The sequence below is a fragment of the Micromonospora sp. NPDC005979 genome (assembly GCF_040614415.1).
Lineage (GTDB): Bacteria > Actinomycetota > Actinomycetes > Mycobacteriales > Micromonosporaceae > Micromonospora.
In genome coordinates this window covers 46,430-62,376 of the sequence record NZ_JBEXUR010000022.1, presented here as the reverse complement: position 1 = coordinate 62,376, position 15,947 = coordinate 46,430, and the positions used below count along the sequence as shown (strand labels likewise).

The window sequence follows — 15,947 nt, the reverse complement described above, 5'->3', positions numbered from 1 at the left end:
CGATGAGACACGACATGCGGCAATGTCAACCCCCGCGGCGCGTCACGCCGCCTGGCCGGGCGGCCGTCTGGGCCTTGGCGGTGACCGGCTGCCGGAGGATGGTCCGCTGTTTTTCGGGGGCGGTCCTGCGGAAGTCGCTGAGGTGGATCTCGTGGTGCCGACCCGCCATGCGGAGCCCTTTACTGGGGATGAACGCGTGGTGCAGTTGCGTGAGCACGGCCGCCTCGTCGTCGAAGGAACCGACGTGCAGTGTCTGGACGCACCGTCCCTCTCGTAGCGTCTGAAAGCGGACGTCGTCGAGCCGCGTCGGTTGGCGGGCCCACCACAGACCTTCGAGCGGCGGGACGACGTAGTCGCGCCCGAGGTCCCGCTTGCTGGCGAACTTCAGTCTGTACGCCACCGGGTAGAGCGCCGCGATCGCGTCGGCCAGAGCGGGTGAGGTGTTGGGGTCGCCGTGACCGTCGGTCATCAGGCACCGCATGTCGGGCACGTCGATGATCCGGGAGCGGCCTCGTTGCGCTCGGTAAGCATCAAGGGACTTCTTGAAATCGACTTTGCCGTTGCTGTCCCCGGTCACCCGGTCATTCTGCCGGAATTCGAGAGCGGGATGTAACTGTCCGGAAGTGCCTGACCACGTGGAGAAAGTGCGACCCAGCTCACCGCCGACGACCGAAATTGGTACCGGAAAAGCGCGACCAAAATGGCCGCCGGCCCGTCTTTAGGGTGACGGATGGTCACGGCCGGCGGTACGCCATGGAGGGGTAAGGGACGTGGGGGACCTACGTGGGCGCTTCCGGGACGAAATGGCCCGGCACGTCGTCCCGCCGCTCGGTGACCTGCTTGAGCAGTCGGTGGTGCAGGGTCGACGACTACGCCGTCGGCGTCGGCTCGCGCAGTTCGGCGCGGGCGGATCCGCGTTGGCGATGCTGCTCGTGATCGGCCTGGCGGCCGGGCCGCTCACCGGCGGTGCCGACCAGGTGGGTCAGTCCGAGACGTGGGGCGTCGGTTCGCCGGGTGGGTCGGTCGACAGCCCGACGCCGTTCCCGGCGGAGACCCCCGACAGTGCCCCGGGCGGCGGGTCCGTGGCGGGCGCAGCCGAGGCCCCAGGAGTGGCCACGTCGGCGACTCCCACCACCACGGTGATCGACAACGTGCGGATCGGGGCGGGGCCGGATGGTCCGTCGCTGACCACCACACCGCAGGGCGCCCTGGAGTTGTTGATGCGGCTCCTGCCCAAGGGCGAGACCAGCGGTCAAGCGAGCTTGGAAAGCAGCGGGGCGGGCCCGGGCATGCCGTACGTCCAGATCTTCCTGGATCGGGGCGACGGGCCCGGCATGGTGCGGCTCTCCGTCTACCAGGACCGCCTCGGCGGCGATTCGCTCCCGGGGACGGTGGAGCTGACCGAGGTGCCCGGCAACTGTGTGCAGGACAAGATGATCACGGTGTATCACCGGGACGGCCTCCAGATCGACGTGCTGATCTCCACCTGTCTGGCCTGGGATGGCAAGGGGAGTTCGCCCGCGCCCGCCGTTCTGTCCGTGGACGAGGCAATCGCGATCGCCGCCAACCCGACCTGGGGGACGAAACTGCCGGCCGAGTACGTCAAGAGCGGCGCCAAGAGGTTCCCCACCCTGGCCAGGTCGAATGGCTGACGAAGACTTCGTGGAATTCGCGCAGGCGGCCGCCGGTCGCCTGCGCGACGCCGCGTTCCTGATGTGCCGCGACTGGCATCTCGCCCAGGACCTCACCCAGACCGCGCTGGCGAAGATGTACGCCAACTGGGGGCGGGTCCGACGGGCCGACGACCCCTACGCCTACGCCCGCAAGGTGCTGCTGCGCTGCGTCATCGATCAGCAGCGGCGTCGCTCCAGCACCGAGTTGGCGATGTCGACGCCGCCCGACCACGGCGAGGAGCATCCGGCCGAGCTGCGCATGACGTTGCTCGACGCGGTCGCCACCCTGCCGCTGCGCGACCGGGCGATCATCGTCCTGCGCTATTGGGACGACCTGAGCGTGGAGACGACCGCCGAGGTCGTGGGCGTCTCCACGGCCGTCGTGAAGAGCCAGAGCATGCGCTCCCTCAGCCGGCTGCGCGAGTTGCTCGGCGAGACCCGTTCCGAGTTGTTCGCCGAGGAGCGGCATTGATCGGCCAGGTCTGTCCGGTGGCGGCGACGGGGGTGCCACCGCGCACCCGCGGCGACGCCGCGACCCGCGATGGCAGTCATCTGTGTGTGGGAGGTTCGGTGTCCGTGTCGAGCAGCAGGACCGGCCGGGGCCCGGTTCGGGGCGGGGTCCGGGTGCCGGCCCTGCTCGTGCCGCTGGTCCTGTCGGCGTTGGTGGTGCTGGTCGCGGGGTGCCAGCGGTCGGGGCCGGGTGACGGCCCCGAGGAGCCACACACCGTGAACGTCGAACGGAGTGGCCTGAGCATGCTGCTGGGAGCGGGCGACCTGGGTGCGGGTTGGCGTGCGGACGACGCGCGGCCCGGTCTGCCACCCTGGCCCTGGGAGCAGGACGACTGCCCCGACTACCGGAGCAGCGACTACACCGCGAAGTCGCACCGACGGGCTGCCGTGGAGCGCTACTACCGGCTGCCGGACGGCTCGTCGCCGGCCCACCACATCGTGGAGACGTACGAACCCGGGTGGGCCGAGCGGAATGTCGACGACGTCCGTGCGGTCCTCCGGCGATGCGCGAGCTACCTGGTTCACGGATCACGGGTCTCGTTCGAGATCATCGACCCGCACTATCTGGGCGGTGTCGGTCTGCTCGTCCGGGGCCGCATCGCACATGCCGACACCCCAACTACCGCTAGGTACTTCGTCATGGTGAAACGGGACGAGACGGTCTCGACTATCAGCCTGCCCGACCTGGGCAACCAGGCTGCGGTGGATACGATCGCGGCGAAGGCGGTGGCCCGTCTTGGCTGAGCGGGGAGGTCGCAAGCTGCCACGCCGCTGGGTCGTCTCCGCGGCCACCCTGTCTCTCGCCGGCGTCGCGACGGCCGCCTACGGCACGACGCACGTCCGCGACGGTGGCGGATCCGACGCGTCACCCGGTCGTTCGCCGGCCAGTCCGGTTCCGACGACGCCGGCCGTCGACCGGCTGAAACCGGCGCGGGCACGTATCGAGGCCTACGTCGAGAAGTACGACGGTCATCTCGCGGTCGCGGCACTGGATCGACAGAGTACGGCCGCGGTGACGGCCGGCGTCACCCGCTTCGAGACCGCCAGCATCGTCAAGGTCAATATTCTCGCGGCGCTGCTGCTGCGGCAGACACCGCCCGGTAAGGCCCTGAGCTCGGCAACCAGACAGCAGGCCGAAGCCATGATCGTGTCGAGTGACAACGACGCCGCGGTGGCCCTGTGGCAGAAGATCGACGGCTCGCGCGGCCTCACGGCCGCGAACCGCACACTCGGTCTGCGCGAGACCAAGGCGAACAAGCACTGGGGGACGACCACGACCACGGCCGCCGACCAGATCCGTCTGTTGACGGCGCTGACGTCGTCGAAGGGGCCGCTGACGCCGCAGGACCGCACCTTCGTCATGGGCCTCATGAAGAAGGTGATCCCCGAGCAGCGGTGGGGAGTCACCGCCGCGCGCGAGCCGGGCAATTCGGTGTACGTCAAGAACGGCTGGGACACCGCGGACACCGACGGCGGTCGCTGGCTCGTCAACAGCATCGGACGGATCGTCGAGGCCCGTCACGACTGGCTGATCGCGGTGCTCTCCGATCATCACGTCAGCCAGGAGGCGGGCGTCGGCGTGGTGGAGAAGGCGGCGACGTTCGTCCTCAAGGAGATGCGCGCCGCCACGGCGGGCGACGGCCCCTCGTAGGGTGGGCCGTCGCCCCCGGGCGTCCCGCCGCACGGCTGGCGTTCGGGCGGTGGCGGCCGATCAGGGCCGGTCGGCGGCCGCCAGGGGCAGGTGCGCGACCGGTACGAGTCGCCGGACGCCGCGGCTCGGGCTGGGCTGTTCGGTGCCCCGGACGGTCGCGATGTCGGCCGCGAGCGCCTCGATCTGTTGGCGGGTGACGCCCGGCATGCAGATCAGGTGACTGATGCCGCCGTCGGCGTTCGACAGGCCGTAGCGGCGGGAGATCGGCGGTGGTGGTGTCGTGAAGTACACCGTGAAGGCGTGCACGTTGCGCCAGGCGGGCCAGCCGACGCTGGCCAGCAGGGAGTGGGCGAAACGAGCCGTTTCACGTGCGCGCTCGGCGCGTTCACGGTGCCCGTCCTCGCCGAGCAGTCGCAGCGCGTACCACATCTGGACGGCGAGTTGGCCGCAGCGCGAGCCGCTGATGGTGCTGTCGGTCGTGGCGGTGTAGGAGATCCGCCGCGCTGCCCGTTGCAGCGAGCGGCGGGTGACCACCAGACCGCCCGGGATGGTGGTCCCGTAGAACTTGTGGCAGGAGATGGCCACGGAGTCGACCACGCCGCCGAGGTCGATGGCCACCGGCCGGTCCGGCAGCAGGGCCAACGGCACACCGGCGAGCGCTCCGTCGACGTGCAGGTGAGCGTTGCGGATCGCCAGTTCGGACAGGGCGCGACGAACGCGGGCCGGGTCGTCCACCGCCTCGGTCACGGTCGTGCCGGCGTTGGCCACGACGATGGCCGGCCGGTCCCTGCGCCGGGCCAACTCGCCCCGCAGATCGTTGTAGTCGATCTCGCCGGTCACGTCGGTGCGGATGACGACCTCGGGGAGGTTCAGCATGCTGGCGGTCTTGCGGATCCAGTCGTGGGTCGCCTGGCTGTAGTAGAGGACGGGACTCGCGCCGGCGAACCGGTCCCGGGCGAGCAGAATGGCCGCCTGGTTGGCCTCCGTGCCACCACTGGTCAGATATCCCCACCGATCGTCGGCGGGAGCGCCGAAGAGATTCGCGTGCCAGTCGATGACCTTGCGCTCGTAGGCCTTCGTGTGGCCGGTGTCGGGGTCGGTATCCGGGTCACCGACATTATTGATCAACAGTTCGAACAGGGAGGTCACGGGTCCATAGTCGATATCCACCGCGGCCGGGAAGCCGATCGACCTGCGTGCTGACAGAGCGGCTCGTAACTGCTCGATCTCAGCGGTGAGGGAAAGGTCGTCGGGAACGCTTGTGGGGGAGGTCACGGGCTCTCCGTTGATAGGCGACTCAGCGAAGAGTGGACCATGACGCCGACGTACAGGCAACCGTCTCCGAATCGCGATCAAGCCGACTGGCGGTGCATGGTTGATCGCGGTGTGTGTGCAATGAGAGGCTGTGGCGACGTCTTTGGAGGGACTGACACCGTGGCGTACGACAGGCCGGGAACGCGCTCGAATCCTTTTGAGAGGAGCGCCGACGATTGGAGAGCGGCGGCGAGTGCCGGAAGGACGGCAGCGGTCCCCTGGGACCAGCACTCGGGCAGCCAGCCGTCCCTCCCTCCGGAGCCGGCGCCGGCGGTCGGACGCCACGGTTGGGTCGCGCCCACGACCGCGATGCCGTCGCCCGCCGTCGAGCAGCAGCCGCCGGTCCCCTGGCAGCCCACGCCGTCCGCGTACGCGCCGCCACCGGTGGAGCCGCCGCCGACCACGCGCGAGTCGCCGAGCGCGCCCCCGGTCAGCGATCCGGAGACGCGGCGGATCTGGGCGTCGTTGCGGTCCTCCGCGTTGAGCCGGGTCGGGTTGATGAACACCATGCACGGCCGGCACGCGTGGGCGCAACGCCGGCGCAACCCGCTGTGCCCCTACGGCTTCGCCTTCCTCTACGCCGTGCCGGTCGTCGGGTCCACAGCGGATCGATCGGTCTTCGAGGTGGGCGCGGCGACGCGCCTCGACAAGGCCGGCGAGGACGTCTCACACCTGCCCAGGCTGCTGTACGACCTCGCCCAGACGGCGCGGCACTACCTCGACAACGGGGGTCTGGATCCACGTCAGCCCCCGCAGATGTGCAACCGGGTCGACGAGCGGATCACCGCCGAGTCGACGTTCATCGGGCTCGCGGTCAGCTCACTCGACGGTCCGCTCGGTACCTGGGAGCAGACGATGCGCCGGGTGGAGGGTGAGGACCGAATTCCCGGCCGCTTCTACATCCAGATGATGGATCCGGAAGAGACGCGGATCGTCGTCGACCGGCCCACCGATCCATGGGAGAGACCGCTGATCCAGTCCACCACGCCGCTCTACGAGTCGTGGCGACCGTTGCAGAGCTACTCGGGCGACGCTCCGATCTGGACGGGGATCGCCCAGTTGGCGACGCTGGTGCACCTCGGCGCGCAGCGAATCAGCCCGACCAGGGGCGCGACAGCCTAGGGCCTGAGGCAGGCGGCGCCGCTTCGGCGGCGCCGCCTGCCTCGACGTGTGGACGAGGGCTCAGAGCGTGAGGTGACCCAGGTCCTCGTCGACCTGCCGCGTCGGGTTGGTCTCCCGTTCCCCGATGCCGGTGAGCAGGTCCGGCCGGCGGGCCCGAACGCTGATCGCCCACAGCACGCCGATGACGACGAAGGCGCCGACCGTTCCGGGCACCAGCCAGGCGGTGTGGGAACCGGGTGGCGTGCCGAGCGCGGCGCTGATGTTGACCAGCGTGACCAGCAGGATCACCGCGATCGCGATACCACCGAGGGTGGGAGCGATCGCCCGCGCCCACAGCGACTCGCTGCGTCCGCCGCCACGGGCGAAGTAGCGGACGGTGGCTAGTGAACTCACCGTCATCAGGAGCATCAGACTGATCGCGGCGATGTTGCTCAGCCAGGTGAACATGGTCAACGCCTCGGCGCCGCTCACCACGAACAGCAGGATGACGATCAGAGCGGTGATCGACTGGGTGATCGAGCCACCCAGCGGCGCGCCCGACCCACCCTCGCGGATGGCCGCCAGGCGAGCGGGCAACAGCCGGTCCTTGCCGAGCGCGAACAGGTATCTGGCCACGCTGTTGTGGAAGCTGATCATCGCCGCCAGGACGCTGCTGACCAGCAGCAGACCACCCAGCGCCACCAGCAGCACGCCGGCGCTACCGGCGCGGGAGCCCGAGAAGACCTCGAACGGCAGCGGCGCCGCCGGGTCGCGGGCCAGGTCGACGACCCGGTCGGCGCCCACCGTTGCCACCATCGCCCACGCGCACAGCGCGTAGAGCAGGCCCAGGCCCAGGATCACGTAGATGATGCTGCGCGACACCGCCCGTGGGGTGCGCGCCTCCGCACCGTACGCGGCGATGGTCTCGGTGCCGAAGAACGCGGCGAAGCCGAGGGGAAGGACCGCGAGCCCGGCCACCACCCCGGTGTCGAACAGTTGCGTCGGGTTCAACGCCGCGAAGGTCAGTTGACCGCCCGCCGGGTGGGCCAGTCCGACCAGCACGAACACCAGCAGCAACGTGATCTCGACGATCAGGATGGTGCCGAACATGGCGGTGCTGACGCCGGTGCGTTGCAGACCGAAGGCCGCGACGATGGCCCACGCGAGGAGCGCGCCGACCCACCACGGTCCGCCGACCAGGCCGCTGATCACCGAACCGAGCAGCCCGTACAGCGATATCTGAATGGTGTTGTAGGCCAGGAGCACGACCGGCGCGCCCGCGACCCCGACGAGCCGGGACAGGCCGGCGGCGAGGGCGGTGTAGAAGATTCCACTGGGCTGCACGTAACGGGCGATGGCGATGTACCCCGGTGCCCACAGGAGCATCACGACCGTCAGGAGCAGGAAACTGGAGGCCACACCGGTATTGCCGGTCGCCGCATAGGTGGCGACGATACCGCCGACGAGAACGGCCATGGGAGACGACGCGGTCGCGCCGAACGTCACCAGAGAACTCGTTCGCAGAGTTTTGCGTGCCAGTCCCCGCTCGGCGGACACCGTCAGGGGGGTCACCGAAGGCGTGACCATAACTGAACCTCCCCAGGTTCTAGGCGATAGGTCAGGGACGGGACTCGATGACCTTACAGGTGATCTCGCCGTTACTGGGAGCAGCGGGTCGCAGAATTTGAGCGCCCCGGGGAAGCGCTGCGGTGACTCGGCAGGACGCACCTCGCGTCCTGTGTGGACATCAGCTCCGATGATCGTTGGCCGCCTCGGAAGAGGGAGGAAGGATCACCCCGCCGAGGGAGGCTGGACACCCGCCGCCGGTGCGATGGTCGAGTCACGGCCGGTGGTTCGCCGGAGGACGCGAGACACCGCGGCGGGGGTGATGGCCGCGGTCGTGCGGATGGGGTGACGATGACGAAGCAGGCTGTCCGGGCGGCCCGGATGTTCGACGGCGAGCGGCTCACCGATGGTGGGGTGCTGGTCCTCATCGAGGGCGGGCGCATCGCCGACGTGCACCGGGGCTGGATCGACGCGCCGGTGGGCTGGCCGGTGCGCGAGGCGCCGGACGGGACACTGTTGCCTGGTCTGGTCGACGCACACGTGCACCTCTGCGCCGACGCCGGGCCGGACGCGCTCGGTCGACTCGCCGGGTGCGCCGAGGCGGATCTCGGCGCGGTCATCGAGGCGTCACTGCGCGCGCACCTGGCGGCCGGCGTCACGACGGTACGGGACCTGGGCGACCGACGCGACGCGGTGCTCCGATGGCGGGCTCGGGGAGTACGCGACGACCTGCCGACGGTGGTGGCGTCGGGTACGCCCATCACCAGCGTTGGCGGACACTGCTGGGCGCTGGGGGGCGAGGCGAGCGGTGTCGACGGTGTGCGGGAGGCCGTGCGGCTGCGGGCGGCGGCCGGCGCGGACCTGATCAAGATAATGGCCAGCGGCGGGGTCTTCACCCCTGGCACGGACACCAGTGGGTTGCAGTTCAGCGATCAGGAGATGACCGCCGCCGTCGCCCAGGCGCACGACCTGGATCTGCCGGTGACCGCGCACGCGCACGCCCTGCTCGCGGTCGAGCAGGCGCTGCGCGTCGGTGTGGACGGCATCGAGCACTGCACCTGCGTGACCGCGGCCGGGGCCCGCGTCCCCGACGAACTCGCGGACCGCCTGGCCGCGTCCGGACCAGCGGTCTGCGCCACGCTCGGCACGGATCCGGCCGTGGTCACGCCGCCGGAGGTGGTGGCGATGGCGGAGCGGGCCGGGCTCAGTGCCGCCGCGCTACGTGCCGGCGCCACCACCCTCTATCGGGCCGGGGTCCGTCTGGTGGCCGGTTCGGACGCGGGCCTCGGCCCCGCGAAACCGCACGGGATCCTGCCGGAGACACTCGTCGAGTACGTGGCCTGCGGCATTCCCGCCACCGCCGCCCTCGCCGGGGCCACCGCGGTCGGCGCGGAGGTGTGTGGCGTGGGCGGCGCCAAGGGCCGTGTCCGGCCCGGATTCGAGGCCGACCTGTTGATCGTCGACGGTGACCCGACGAGCGACATCGGGGTGCTACGCCACCCACTCGCCGTGTACCGCGCAGGTGTTCAGGTGGGCTGACCTTCGCAGGTAGATCACCGACGACGGCGGGCCATCCACTGCCAGATGTGGGTGCCGTGCTGGTTGGGGTCGTTGCGGGCCACGTAGATCCAGGACCAGTGACCGGGGAACTGATAGCCGTTCCAGACAACGTGGTCGTACAGGGTGACCAGCGATCCTCGGATGAGGTTGTGCGCGTGGATCGTGTTGGTCTCCGGCGGCACGGTGTCGTCGTCGAGCGAGGTGACCAGCCAGGTCGGCGTCCGGATCGCCGCCAGCTCCGTGTCCGTGACCAGCGGCGGGCCCTCCCCGCCGAGCGGCTCGACGACGCCGCAGATCGGCACCGACGCGGCGAACAGGTCGGGATACGTGACGGTCATCTCCAGGGACATGTAGCCGCCGTTGCTGCAACCGACCACGTAGATCCGGTCGGGGTCGACGCGCTCGCGACGGACGAGATCCTGGACGATCTCGCGGATCAGCGGTGCGAACCGGGGGCCGTCCTCCATCCAGTAGGAGGTGCTCTGCGGGGCCACGACGTACGCGCCGGAGAAGATCCGTTGGGCCTCCGGGGTGGCGAAACCCAGCGCGCCGCGGTTGGCGCGCAGCGTGGTCTCGTTGTCGTAGTAGCCGTCGGGGAGGGAGGCGCCCTCGCCGGCGCCGTGCAGCCAGAGGATCAGGGGCCGTCGGCCGTGCGGGCGCGGCCGCTGGGGGGAGTACAGCCGGTACTTGAGGCCCGACCCCGATACGTGGTGGGTGAAGGAGTCCACCTCGGGGTTCGACAGTCGTCCCTGCACGAAGCGCGTGATGGCGAGCGGGGAGCCGTGGCGGCGCGCGAGCGGCGTGTTCTGCGTGATGGTGTAGACGAGGTCCAGCCGGACGTTGCGGCCCTTGCTCAGGATGTAGCCGAGGGTGCCGCCGCCGGGTTGACCCTCGGCGTGGCTCAGCTCCAGCACGATGTTTCCGTGCCGGTCGAGCCGGGCCGCGGTTACCGTGCGGTCCAGGTCGTACTCGCTGAAGATCAGATCGCCGGGAGCGATCGGGAGCGGGCTGGTGGCCTTGGCGTGCACGGTGAACGTGTCCGGGGTGAGCCCCGCCGGGTCGATCGGGCCGAGGCGACGGGTGTCGAGGGTGACCGAGGTGACCTGCTCGCCACCGTCGAGCGTCCGCGCGTCGAGGGTGAAAGTCACGCCGGCCTCGTGGGGGCGGTCGTCGGCCTGGGCAGCGCCCGGCAGGGTGAGACCGAGAGCGGCGCCGGCCCCACCGGCCAGCACGGTACGGCGAGTGACAGGCGTGGACATACGGCCCCCCGTTTGTAGACAAACGTCGATGGCACACCACCGTAACGGCGTGGAAATCCATCGGCAACCGGTGCGGACGCGCGGCCAGGGCGCCGCAGGCCGGAGTGACCCGAACGGCGCCCTGATCACGGCAGGGGGTCAGCTCAGGCGCTGGAACACCGAGAACGGGTAGACCCAGGCGGGATTGAAGATCAGGCCCAGCCGGTGCAGGTAGCGCTGACAGGTGGTGGGCTGCGCGGGATCGGTGCAGAAGGTCACCCACAGCTCGGAGTACCCGTCCTTCTCGGTCGGGCTGTAGGTCACGATCTGGTCCCGCACGACGAACTGCATCGAGGTCAGTCGCGGGTCCTGTACGTCGTTGGGAAAGGAGAGGGACGTGTCCAGGCCGTACAGCACGATCTCCTTGGCGAACAGGCAGACGCTCGCCTGGAAGTACAGCTCGTAGATGGTGGTGTAGGTGGCGGTCTCGTAGACCTGCTCGGAGACCTCCTCCCGATAGCAGGGGGTGCCCGCCGGGAAGCCCGCCGGCGGGGGAACCGGGATGACGTTGGTGCCGACGCCGCCGATGGCGCGGGCCGCCCGGTGCGTCGACGCCACGGCGAGATCGCCGTCGGCGCAGGCCGTCTTCGTCGTGCAGATGGCCGTGTCGGAGGTCGCCGCCGACGCGGCCGCCGCCGGAACGGCGAGCGTCGCCGCGAGCAGGGTCAGGGCCAGAACCAGAGACTTGAGATGTACGGACACATGCCCTCCATCGATCGGATCGGTGCGCTGTGCTCTGCGCACGAGCAGGATCGCGGATCCGATCGGGCTCTGGCCGGAATTCCGTACACCGCCGTACAATGACGAACGTCTATTGTCGACTGTTGGGGGCAGGGCACTGGATGCCGCGGGGGCGCAGACGTCCGACGACCTCGCCGGCCTGTTGCGGGCGTTGCGCCGCAGGCACGCACGCCAACAGGGTGACGGCGAGCTGACCTATCGAGAGCTGGCCGCCCGCACCGGCTGGTCGCACACCGCGATCGCGGAGTACCTCACCGGGAAGACGCTGCCACCCACCGACCGGCTCGACGCCCTGGTCCGGCTCCTCGGCGCCACGCCGGCCGAGCAGGGGGCGCTGGCCACCGCCCGGGACCGCATCGAGGAGAGCCGTCGTCGCGCGCCGCGTACGCCCGGCCGGCTGGTACCCCGGCAACTGCCCGCAGACGTGGCCAGCCTCGCCGGCCGCGACGACGAGGTGACCCTTCTCGACAAGCTCGTTGCCGCGCCCACCTCCGTCGTGGTGGCCGCGATCTCGGGAACCGCGGGGGTGGGCAAGACGGCCCTGGCCGTGCACTTTGCGCATCGCGTCGCCGATCGCTTCGACGACGGGCAGCTCTACGTCAACCTGCGCGGCTTCGACCCGCGCGGGCAGGCGGTGAGCGCGGCGAAGGCGCTGCACGGCTTCCTGGACGCGCTCGGCGTTCCGGCCACCCGGGTGCCCGCCGACCTCGACGCCCAGGCCGCCCTGTACCGCAGCGCGCTGGCCGGCAAACGGATCCTCATCGTGCTGGACAACGCCCGGGACGCCGAACAGGTCCGCCCGCTGCTGCCCGGCACGCCCACCACGATGGTGCTGGTGACCAGCCGCAGCCAGCTCACCTCGCTGGTCAGCCTGGACGGCGCGCACCCGCTCCCGCTCGGCCTGCTCAGCCGCGACGCGTCCGCCCACCTGCTCACCAATCGGCTCGGTGTCGAACGGGTGGCCGCGGAGCCGAAGGCCGCCGAGGCGATCATCACCGCGTGCGTCCGGCTGCCGCTGGCGTTGAGCATCGCCGCCGCCCGGGCCCAGCAGTCCGGCTTTCCGCTGGCCACCCTCGCGGCCGAGTTGGGCACGGCCGGTCAGCGCTTCGGCGTACTCGACGCGGGCGACGCGGTCGGCGAGGTGCGGACGGTGTTCTCCTGGTCGTACACGGCGCTCAGCGTGCCGGCCGCCGGGCTGTTCCGGCTGGTGGGCCTGCACCCCGGCCCGGACATCACGGTGGCCGCCGCGGCGAGCCTGGCCGGTCGGCCGGTGGACGACACCCGCCGGCTGCTGACCGAACTGACCCGCGCGAACCTGCTGGCCGAGTACCGGCCCGGCCGGTTCACCGCGCACGACCTCCTGCGCGCGTACGCGGCCGAACTCAGCGACGGCACCGACCCGACGCCCGACCGCAGGTCCGCCACGATCCGGCTCCTCGACCACTACACCCACACCACCCACGCCGCCGACACCCTGCTGCGCCCGCACAGCGACCCGGTCGACCACCTCATGGCCCCGGCGGCGGCCGGTGTGCTCCCGGAACGGCCCACTTCCCACGCGGAGGCGTTGCAGTGGTTGACCGCCGAACATCCCGTGCTGCTCGCCGTGCTCCGCCTGGCCGCGAGCGCCGGTCACGACGCACACACCTGGCGGTTGGGGCGGGCCCTCGACACGTTCCTGGACCGGCAGGGGCACTGGCACGACCGGGTCGAGACCTGCCGGGCGGCCCTGCTCGCCGCCGAACGTCTCGGCGACCCGGTCGCCCAGGCGGTCGCGCACCGCTTTCTCGCCGGCGCCCACACCGTGGTCAACCGGTACGCCGACGCCCACAGCCACCTCGAACGCGCCCTCGACCTGTACGTCGCCAGCGGTGACACCGAGGGCGAGGCGCGTACGCACCAGAACCTCGCCTCGCTCTGGGACCGTCAGGGCGAGCACCGCAGGGCCCTCGAGCACTCGAAGCGGACCCTCGACCTCGCCCGGGCCGCCGGCCACCGTCGGGCCCAGGCCGACGCGCTCAACGCCGTCGGCTGGTGCCACGCCCAGCTCGGCGAACACCTCGCGGCCCTGGCCTACTGCGAGGAGGCGCTCGACCTGCTCCAGCAGCTCGACGACCGGGCGGGCGAGGCCGCGACCTGGGACAGCCTCGGGTACGCACACCACCACCTCGGCCAGTACGGCCGGGCCGTGGAGTGTTACGAGCGCACGCTCGGCCTGACCCGGGATCTCGGCGACCTCTGGGGCGAGGCGGACACCCTCAGTCGGCTGGGCGACACGCGCCTCGCACTCGGCGACCCCGCCTCGGCCCGAGCCGACTGGCAGCGGGCACTGGAGATCTTCACAGCCCTGGACCACCCGGACGCCGACGCCGTCCGCGCCAGGTTGCGGGCTCGGTAGGCGTTCGCGCCGACCAGGCGAGGGCGCGGGTGCCGGTTTAGCTCCTTGCGCGGCGGGGATTCCCGGCAGCGCTCCGGCGGCGGCCGGGTACGGGTGAGGGAGGCTGATGCGTAGGATCCGGGCGTCCCGCGGCGCCACCTCGAACGGGGCGACCAGATCCCGAAGGCCGTTGGGGGCGGAACGCGACCCGAGCCGGGTGGTCACCTTCAGCGACGCTGTCACGGCGATCGCCATCACCCTTCTCGTGCTGGAGATCCGGCCGCCCGAGGACACCGAACACCTCATGCGCGGGCTGCTCGACCTGTGGCCGTCCTACCTGGCCTACGGCGTCACCTTTCTGCTGCTCGGTCAGATCTGGGTGAACCACCACGTCATGTTCGATCACATCCGCTCCGCCGACCGCCTGCTGCTACTGCTCAACACCCTGCTCCTGATGGTGATCGCGTTCCTGCCGTTCGTCTCGTCGGTGCTGGCCCGCGCCTTCGAGGAGGGGCCCGGCAAGCGGGCCGCGTTGGTCTTCTACGGCATCGTCTACGGGGCCGCCGCCATCCTCTTCAACGTCATCTGGGAGTACGCGAGGAGCGGTCACCGCCTGTTGACGTCCACCACCGACGAGGCCACCGCCCGAGCGATCAGCAAGCGTTTCCGGGTGGCCCCCATCTGGATCGCCGTAGGAACCGCGCTCTGTGTCGTCCACCCGATCGCCGGCCTGATCGCGGTCGCGGCGTTCATTCCCTTCTACTGGCTGCCGATCAACGGTGAGATCGACAGCATCAGACGCACCCGGGCCCAGGCCGCGAACGGCCCGCCCTGAACCTGTCCTGCCGCAGGCTCGGGGCGGGCCGGCGCGGGCGCCTCAGCGACCCTGGAGACGCTTCACGTTGTCGCCGAAGGTCGACCCCTTCGACCCGTCCCAGTTCGCCGAGCAACGCCGGTAGGTGCTCTGACGGAGATGCGCGCCGGGCAAGCCGGATCCGGCAGCACGTGCCGTTAGGCTCGCCCACATGCCGGACAGCACCTCAACGTCGCGGATGGTCGGCGACGACGTCATCGAGGGGCGGCAACGCCTCGTCTTTGTCAACAAGGGTGATCATTACACTCTCAGCACACTCGGCGTCTTCGCGGACGGCGTCGTCCTCTGGCGATTCGGATCGACTGATCTCGACGGCCTCCGCGCCGCGTTCGACGACGGCACGCTGACATTGACACCGCCCGAGGGCGCATCGTTGATCATCACCGGCACGGCATGCGGGACCGTGCCGGCGCTGGAGTCGTGGCTGACTCCGGAACTAGTGATCGGCGAGCTCGCCGACGAGGTGGACGATCTCAACGGTCGGCCGGATTCCTCCCGGCGCTGCTGGAACGCGCTTCTGGCTTATGCCGCGAATCCGACCGGGGCCAACCTGGAAATCGTCCGCGAGTTGTATCACGCGGTGCCGGAGCACCGCCGAATCTACATGCTCGGCGACATGGACCAGAACGACGTTCCGGTAAGGATCCTGCTCGCCGAGGTGGGCGAGACGATCCCGGCCCGACACCCGGACCACCCGCTCACGGTGACCCCGGAAGCCCGGGAGCGGGCGCTCGACTATTTCCGCCGCAGTGAGGCCGGTGTCGCCCGAGTCCAGGCGCAGCGGGTGGCGGACGGGCCGGAGACTACCGTCCCGCTGGTCGTCGGCGGGCACGTCTACCCGAACGGCTGGCCGGACCCGGCGGGCTTGGAGGTCCTGCAGATCGACTATCCGGCGGCGGTGACTCACGGCGGCCGGGAATATGCGAGCGTCATGCACGCCTACTGGGCGCTGTCCACCGATGACGCCGATTGGCACGATCGCATCGCCGCCGCGAGCCGTGGTCTCGACGCCCGGACACTCGGGGAGGATGCACCCCGGCGGCCGGGCTGGCCGGCGGCCCGGCTGGGCGCGATGGCCGCGCTGCTGCGGGACAAGTTCGAGCGCCACCCGGCGATGGCGGCGACGTTGCTGGGTACCGGTGACGCCCGGCTGCTCTACAACGACTGGGCTTCGAAGTTCTGGAGCTCGAGCGGCGCCAACTGGCTGGGGCGATTGCTGGAACTCGCCCGCTCCGAGCTGGCCACCCGACAGTAGGGCCGCCCCTGACATAATCACCGGCCC

The 15,947-nt window shown here is 70.5% G+C and carries 14 protein-coding genes; 9 read left to right on the top strand and 5 right to left on the bottom strand.

Translation table 11 applies throughout. The annotated features are described in order from the left end of the window. Positions 1-25: 25 nt before the first annotated feature. Complete coding sequence (locus ABZ272_RS28070) at positions 26-577, bottom strand: GyrI-like domain-containing protein (RefSeq protein ID WP_355052933.1); 552 nt, start codon at positions 575-577, stop codon at positions 26-28. Positions 578-770: 193 nt separating this feature from the next. Here ABZ272_RS28070 and ABZ272_RS28065 point away from each other — a divergent pair, with 193 nt between their 5' ends. The 4 genes from ABZ272_RS28065 (at position 771) to ABZ272_RS28050 (ending at position 3,834) form a co-directional block, all read left to right on the top strand. Then, entirely contained in the window at positions 771-1,652 is an 882-nt protein-coding gene (locus ABZ272_RS28065) for a hypothetical protein (RefSeq protein WP_355052932.1), read from the top strand. Then, positions 1,645-2,145, top strand: a complete 501-nt coding sequence (locus tag ABZ272_RS28060) for a SigE family RNA polymerase sigma factor (RefSeq protein ID WP_355052931.1) — start codon at positions 1,645-1,647, stop codon at positions 2,143-2,145. The genes ABZ272_RS28065 and ABZ272_RS28060 overlap by 8 nt, the downstream gene beginning before the upstream one ends. 104 nt (positions 2,146-2,249) lie before the next feature. Continuing rightward, positions 2,250-2,927: a hypothetical protein gene (locus ABZ272_RS28055; protein ID WP_355052930.1), complete on the top strand. Its 678-nt coding sequence runs from the start codon at positions 2,250-2,252 to the stop codon at positions 2,925-2,927. Then, on the top strand, positions 2,920-3,834 hold the full coding sequence (locus ABZ272_RS28050) for a serine hydrolase (protein ID WP_355052929.1): 915 nt from the start codon (positions 2,920-2,922) through the stop codon (positions 3,832-3,834). Before ABZ272_RS28055 ends, ABZ272_RS28050 begins: the two co-directional genes overlap by 8 nt. Before the next feature lie 60 nt (positions 3,835-3,894). Here ABZ272_RS28050 and ABZ272_RS28045 read toward each other — a convergent pair whose 3' ends face one another. Then, the gene (locus ABZ272_RS28045; RefSeq protein WP_355052928.1) at positions 3,895-5,109 is read right to left on the bottom strand and encodes a histidine decarboxylase; all 1,215 of its coding nucleotides are present in this window, start codon (positions 5,107-5,109) and stop codon (positions 3,895-3,897) included. A 348-nt stretch (positions 5,110-5,457) separates the two neighbouring features. On the opposite strand from ABZ272_RS28045, the gene ABZ272_RS28040 reads away from it, so the two are divergent. Then, positions 5,458-6,270 (top strand): hypothetical protein, encoded by an 813-nt coding sequence (locus tag ABZ272_RS28040; protein WP_355052927.1) that lies wholly within the window; start codon positions 5,458-5,460, stop codon positions 6,268-6,270. Positions 6,271-6,330: 60 nt separating this feature from the next. On the opposite strand, the gene ABZ272_RS28035 is transcribed toward ABZ272_RS28040, so the two are convergent. Continuing rightward, entirely contained in the window at positions 6,331-7,755 is a 1,425-nt protein-coding gene (locus tag ABZ272_RS28035) for an APC family permease (protein ID WP_355052926.1), read from the bottom strand. Positions 7,756-8,166: 411 nt separating this feature from the next. On the opposite strand from ABZ272_RS28035, the gene ABZ272_RS28030 reads away from it, so the two are divergent. Then, positions 8,167-9,354 carry an amidohydrolase family protein gene (locus tag ABZ272_RS28030; RefSeq protein WP_355052925.1) on the top strand — a complete coding sequence of 396 codons (1,188 nt, stop codon included), beginning with the start codon at positions 8,167-8,169 and terminating at the stop codon, positions 9,352-9,354. A gap of 14 nt (positions 9,355-9,368) precedes the next feature. Here ABZ272_RS28030 and ABZ272_RS28025 read toward each other — a convergent pair whose 3' ends face one another. Beyond that, on the bottom strand, positions 9,369-10,634 hold the full coding sequence (locus ABZ272_RS28025) for a prolyl oligopeptidase family serine peptidase (protein WP_355052924.1): 1,266 nt from the start codon (positions 10,632-10,634) through the stop codon (positions 9,369-9,371). Between the two features lie 138 nt (positions 10,635-10,772). Beyond that, entirely contained in the window at positions 10,773-11,375 is a 603-nt protein-coding gene (locus ABZ272_RS28020) for a hypothetical protein (protein WP_355052923.1), read from the bottom strand. Between the two features lie 112 nt (positions 11,376-11,487). Between ABZ272_RS28020 and ABZ272_RS28015 the strand changes: the two genes are divergently transcribed. The 3 genes from ABZ272_RS28015 (at position 11,488) to ABZ272_RS28005 (ending at position 15,920) form a co-directional block, all read left to right on the top strand. Further along, positions 11,488-13,812, top strand: a complete 2,325-nt coding sequence (locus ABZ272_RS28015; protein ID WP_355052922.1) for a tetratricopeptide repeat protein — start codon at positions 11,488-11,490, stop codon at positions 13,810-13,812. Between the two features lie 106 nt (positions 13,813-13,918). Then, the gene (locus ABZ272_RS28010; protein WP_355052921.1) at positions 13,919-14,626 is read left to right on the top strand and encodes a TMEM175 family protein; all 708 of its coding nucleotides are present in this window, start codon (positions 13,919-13,921) and stop codon (positions 14,624-14,626) included. Between the two features lie 190 nt (positions 14,627-14,816). Then, a complete protein-coding gene (locus tag ABZ272_RS28005; protein ID WP_355052920.1) occupies positions 14,817-15,920 on the top strand; it encodes an NADAR family protein in 1,104 nt (367 codons plus the stop codon). Positions 15,921-15,947: the final 27 nt, after the last annotated feature.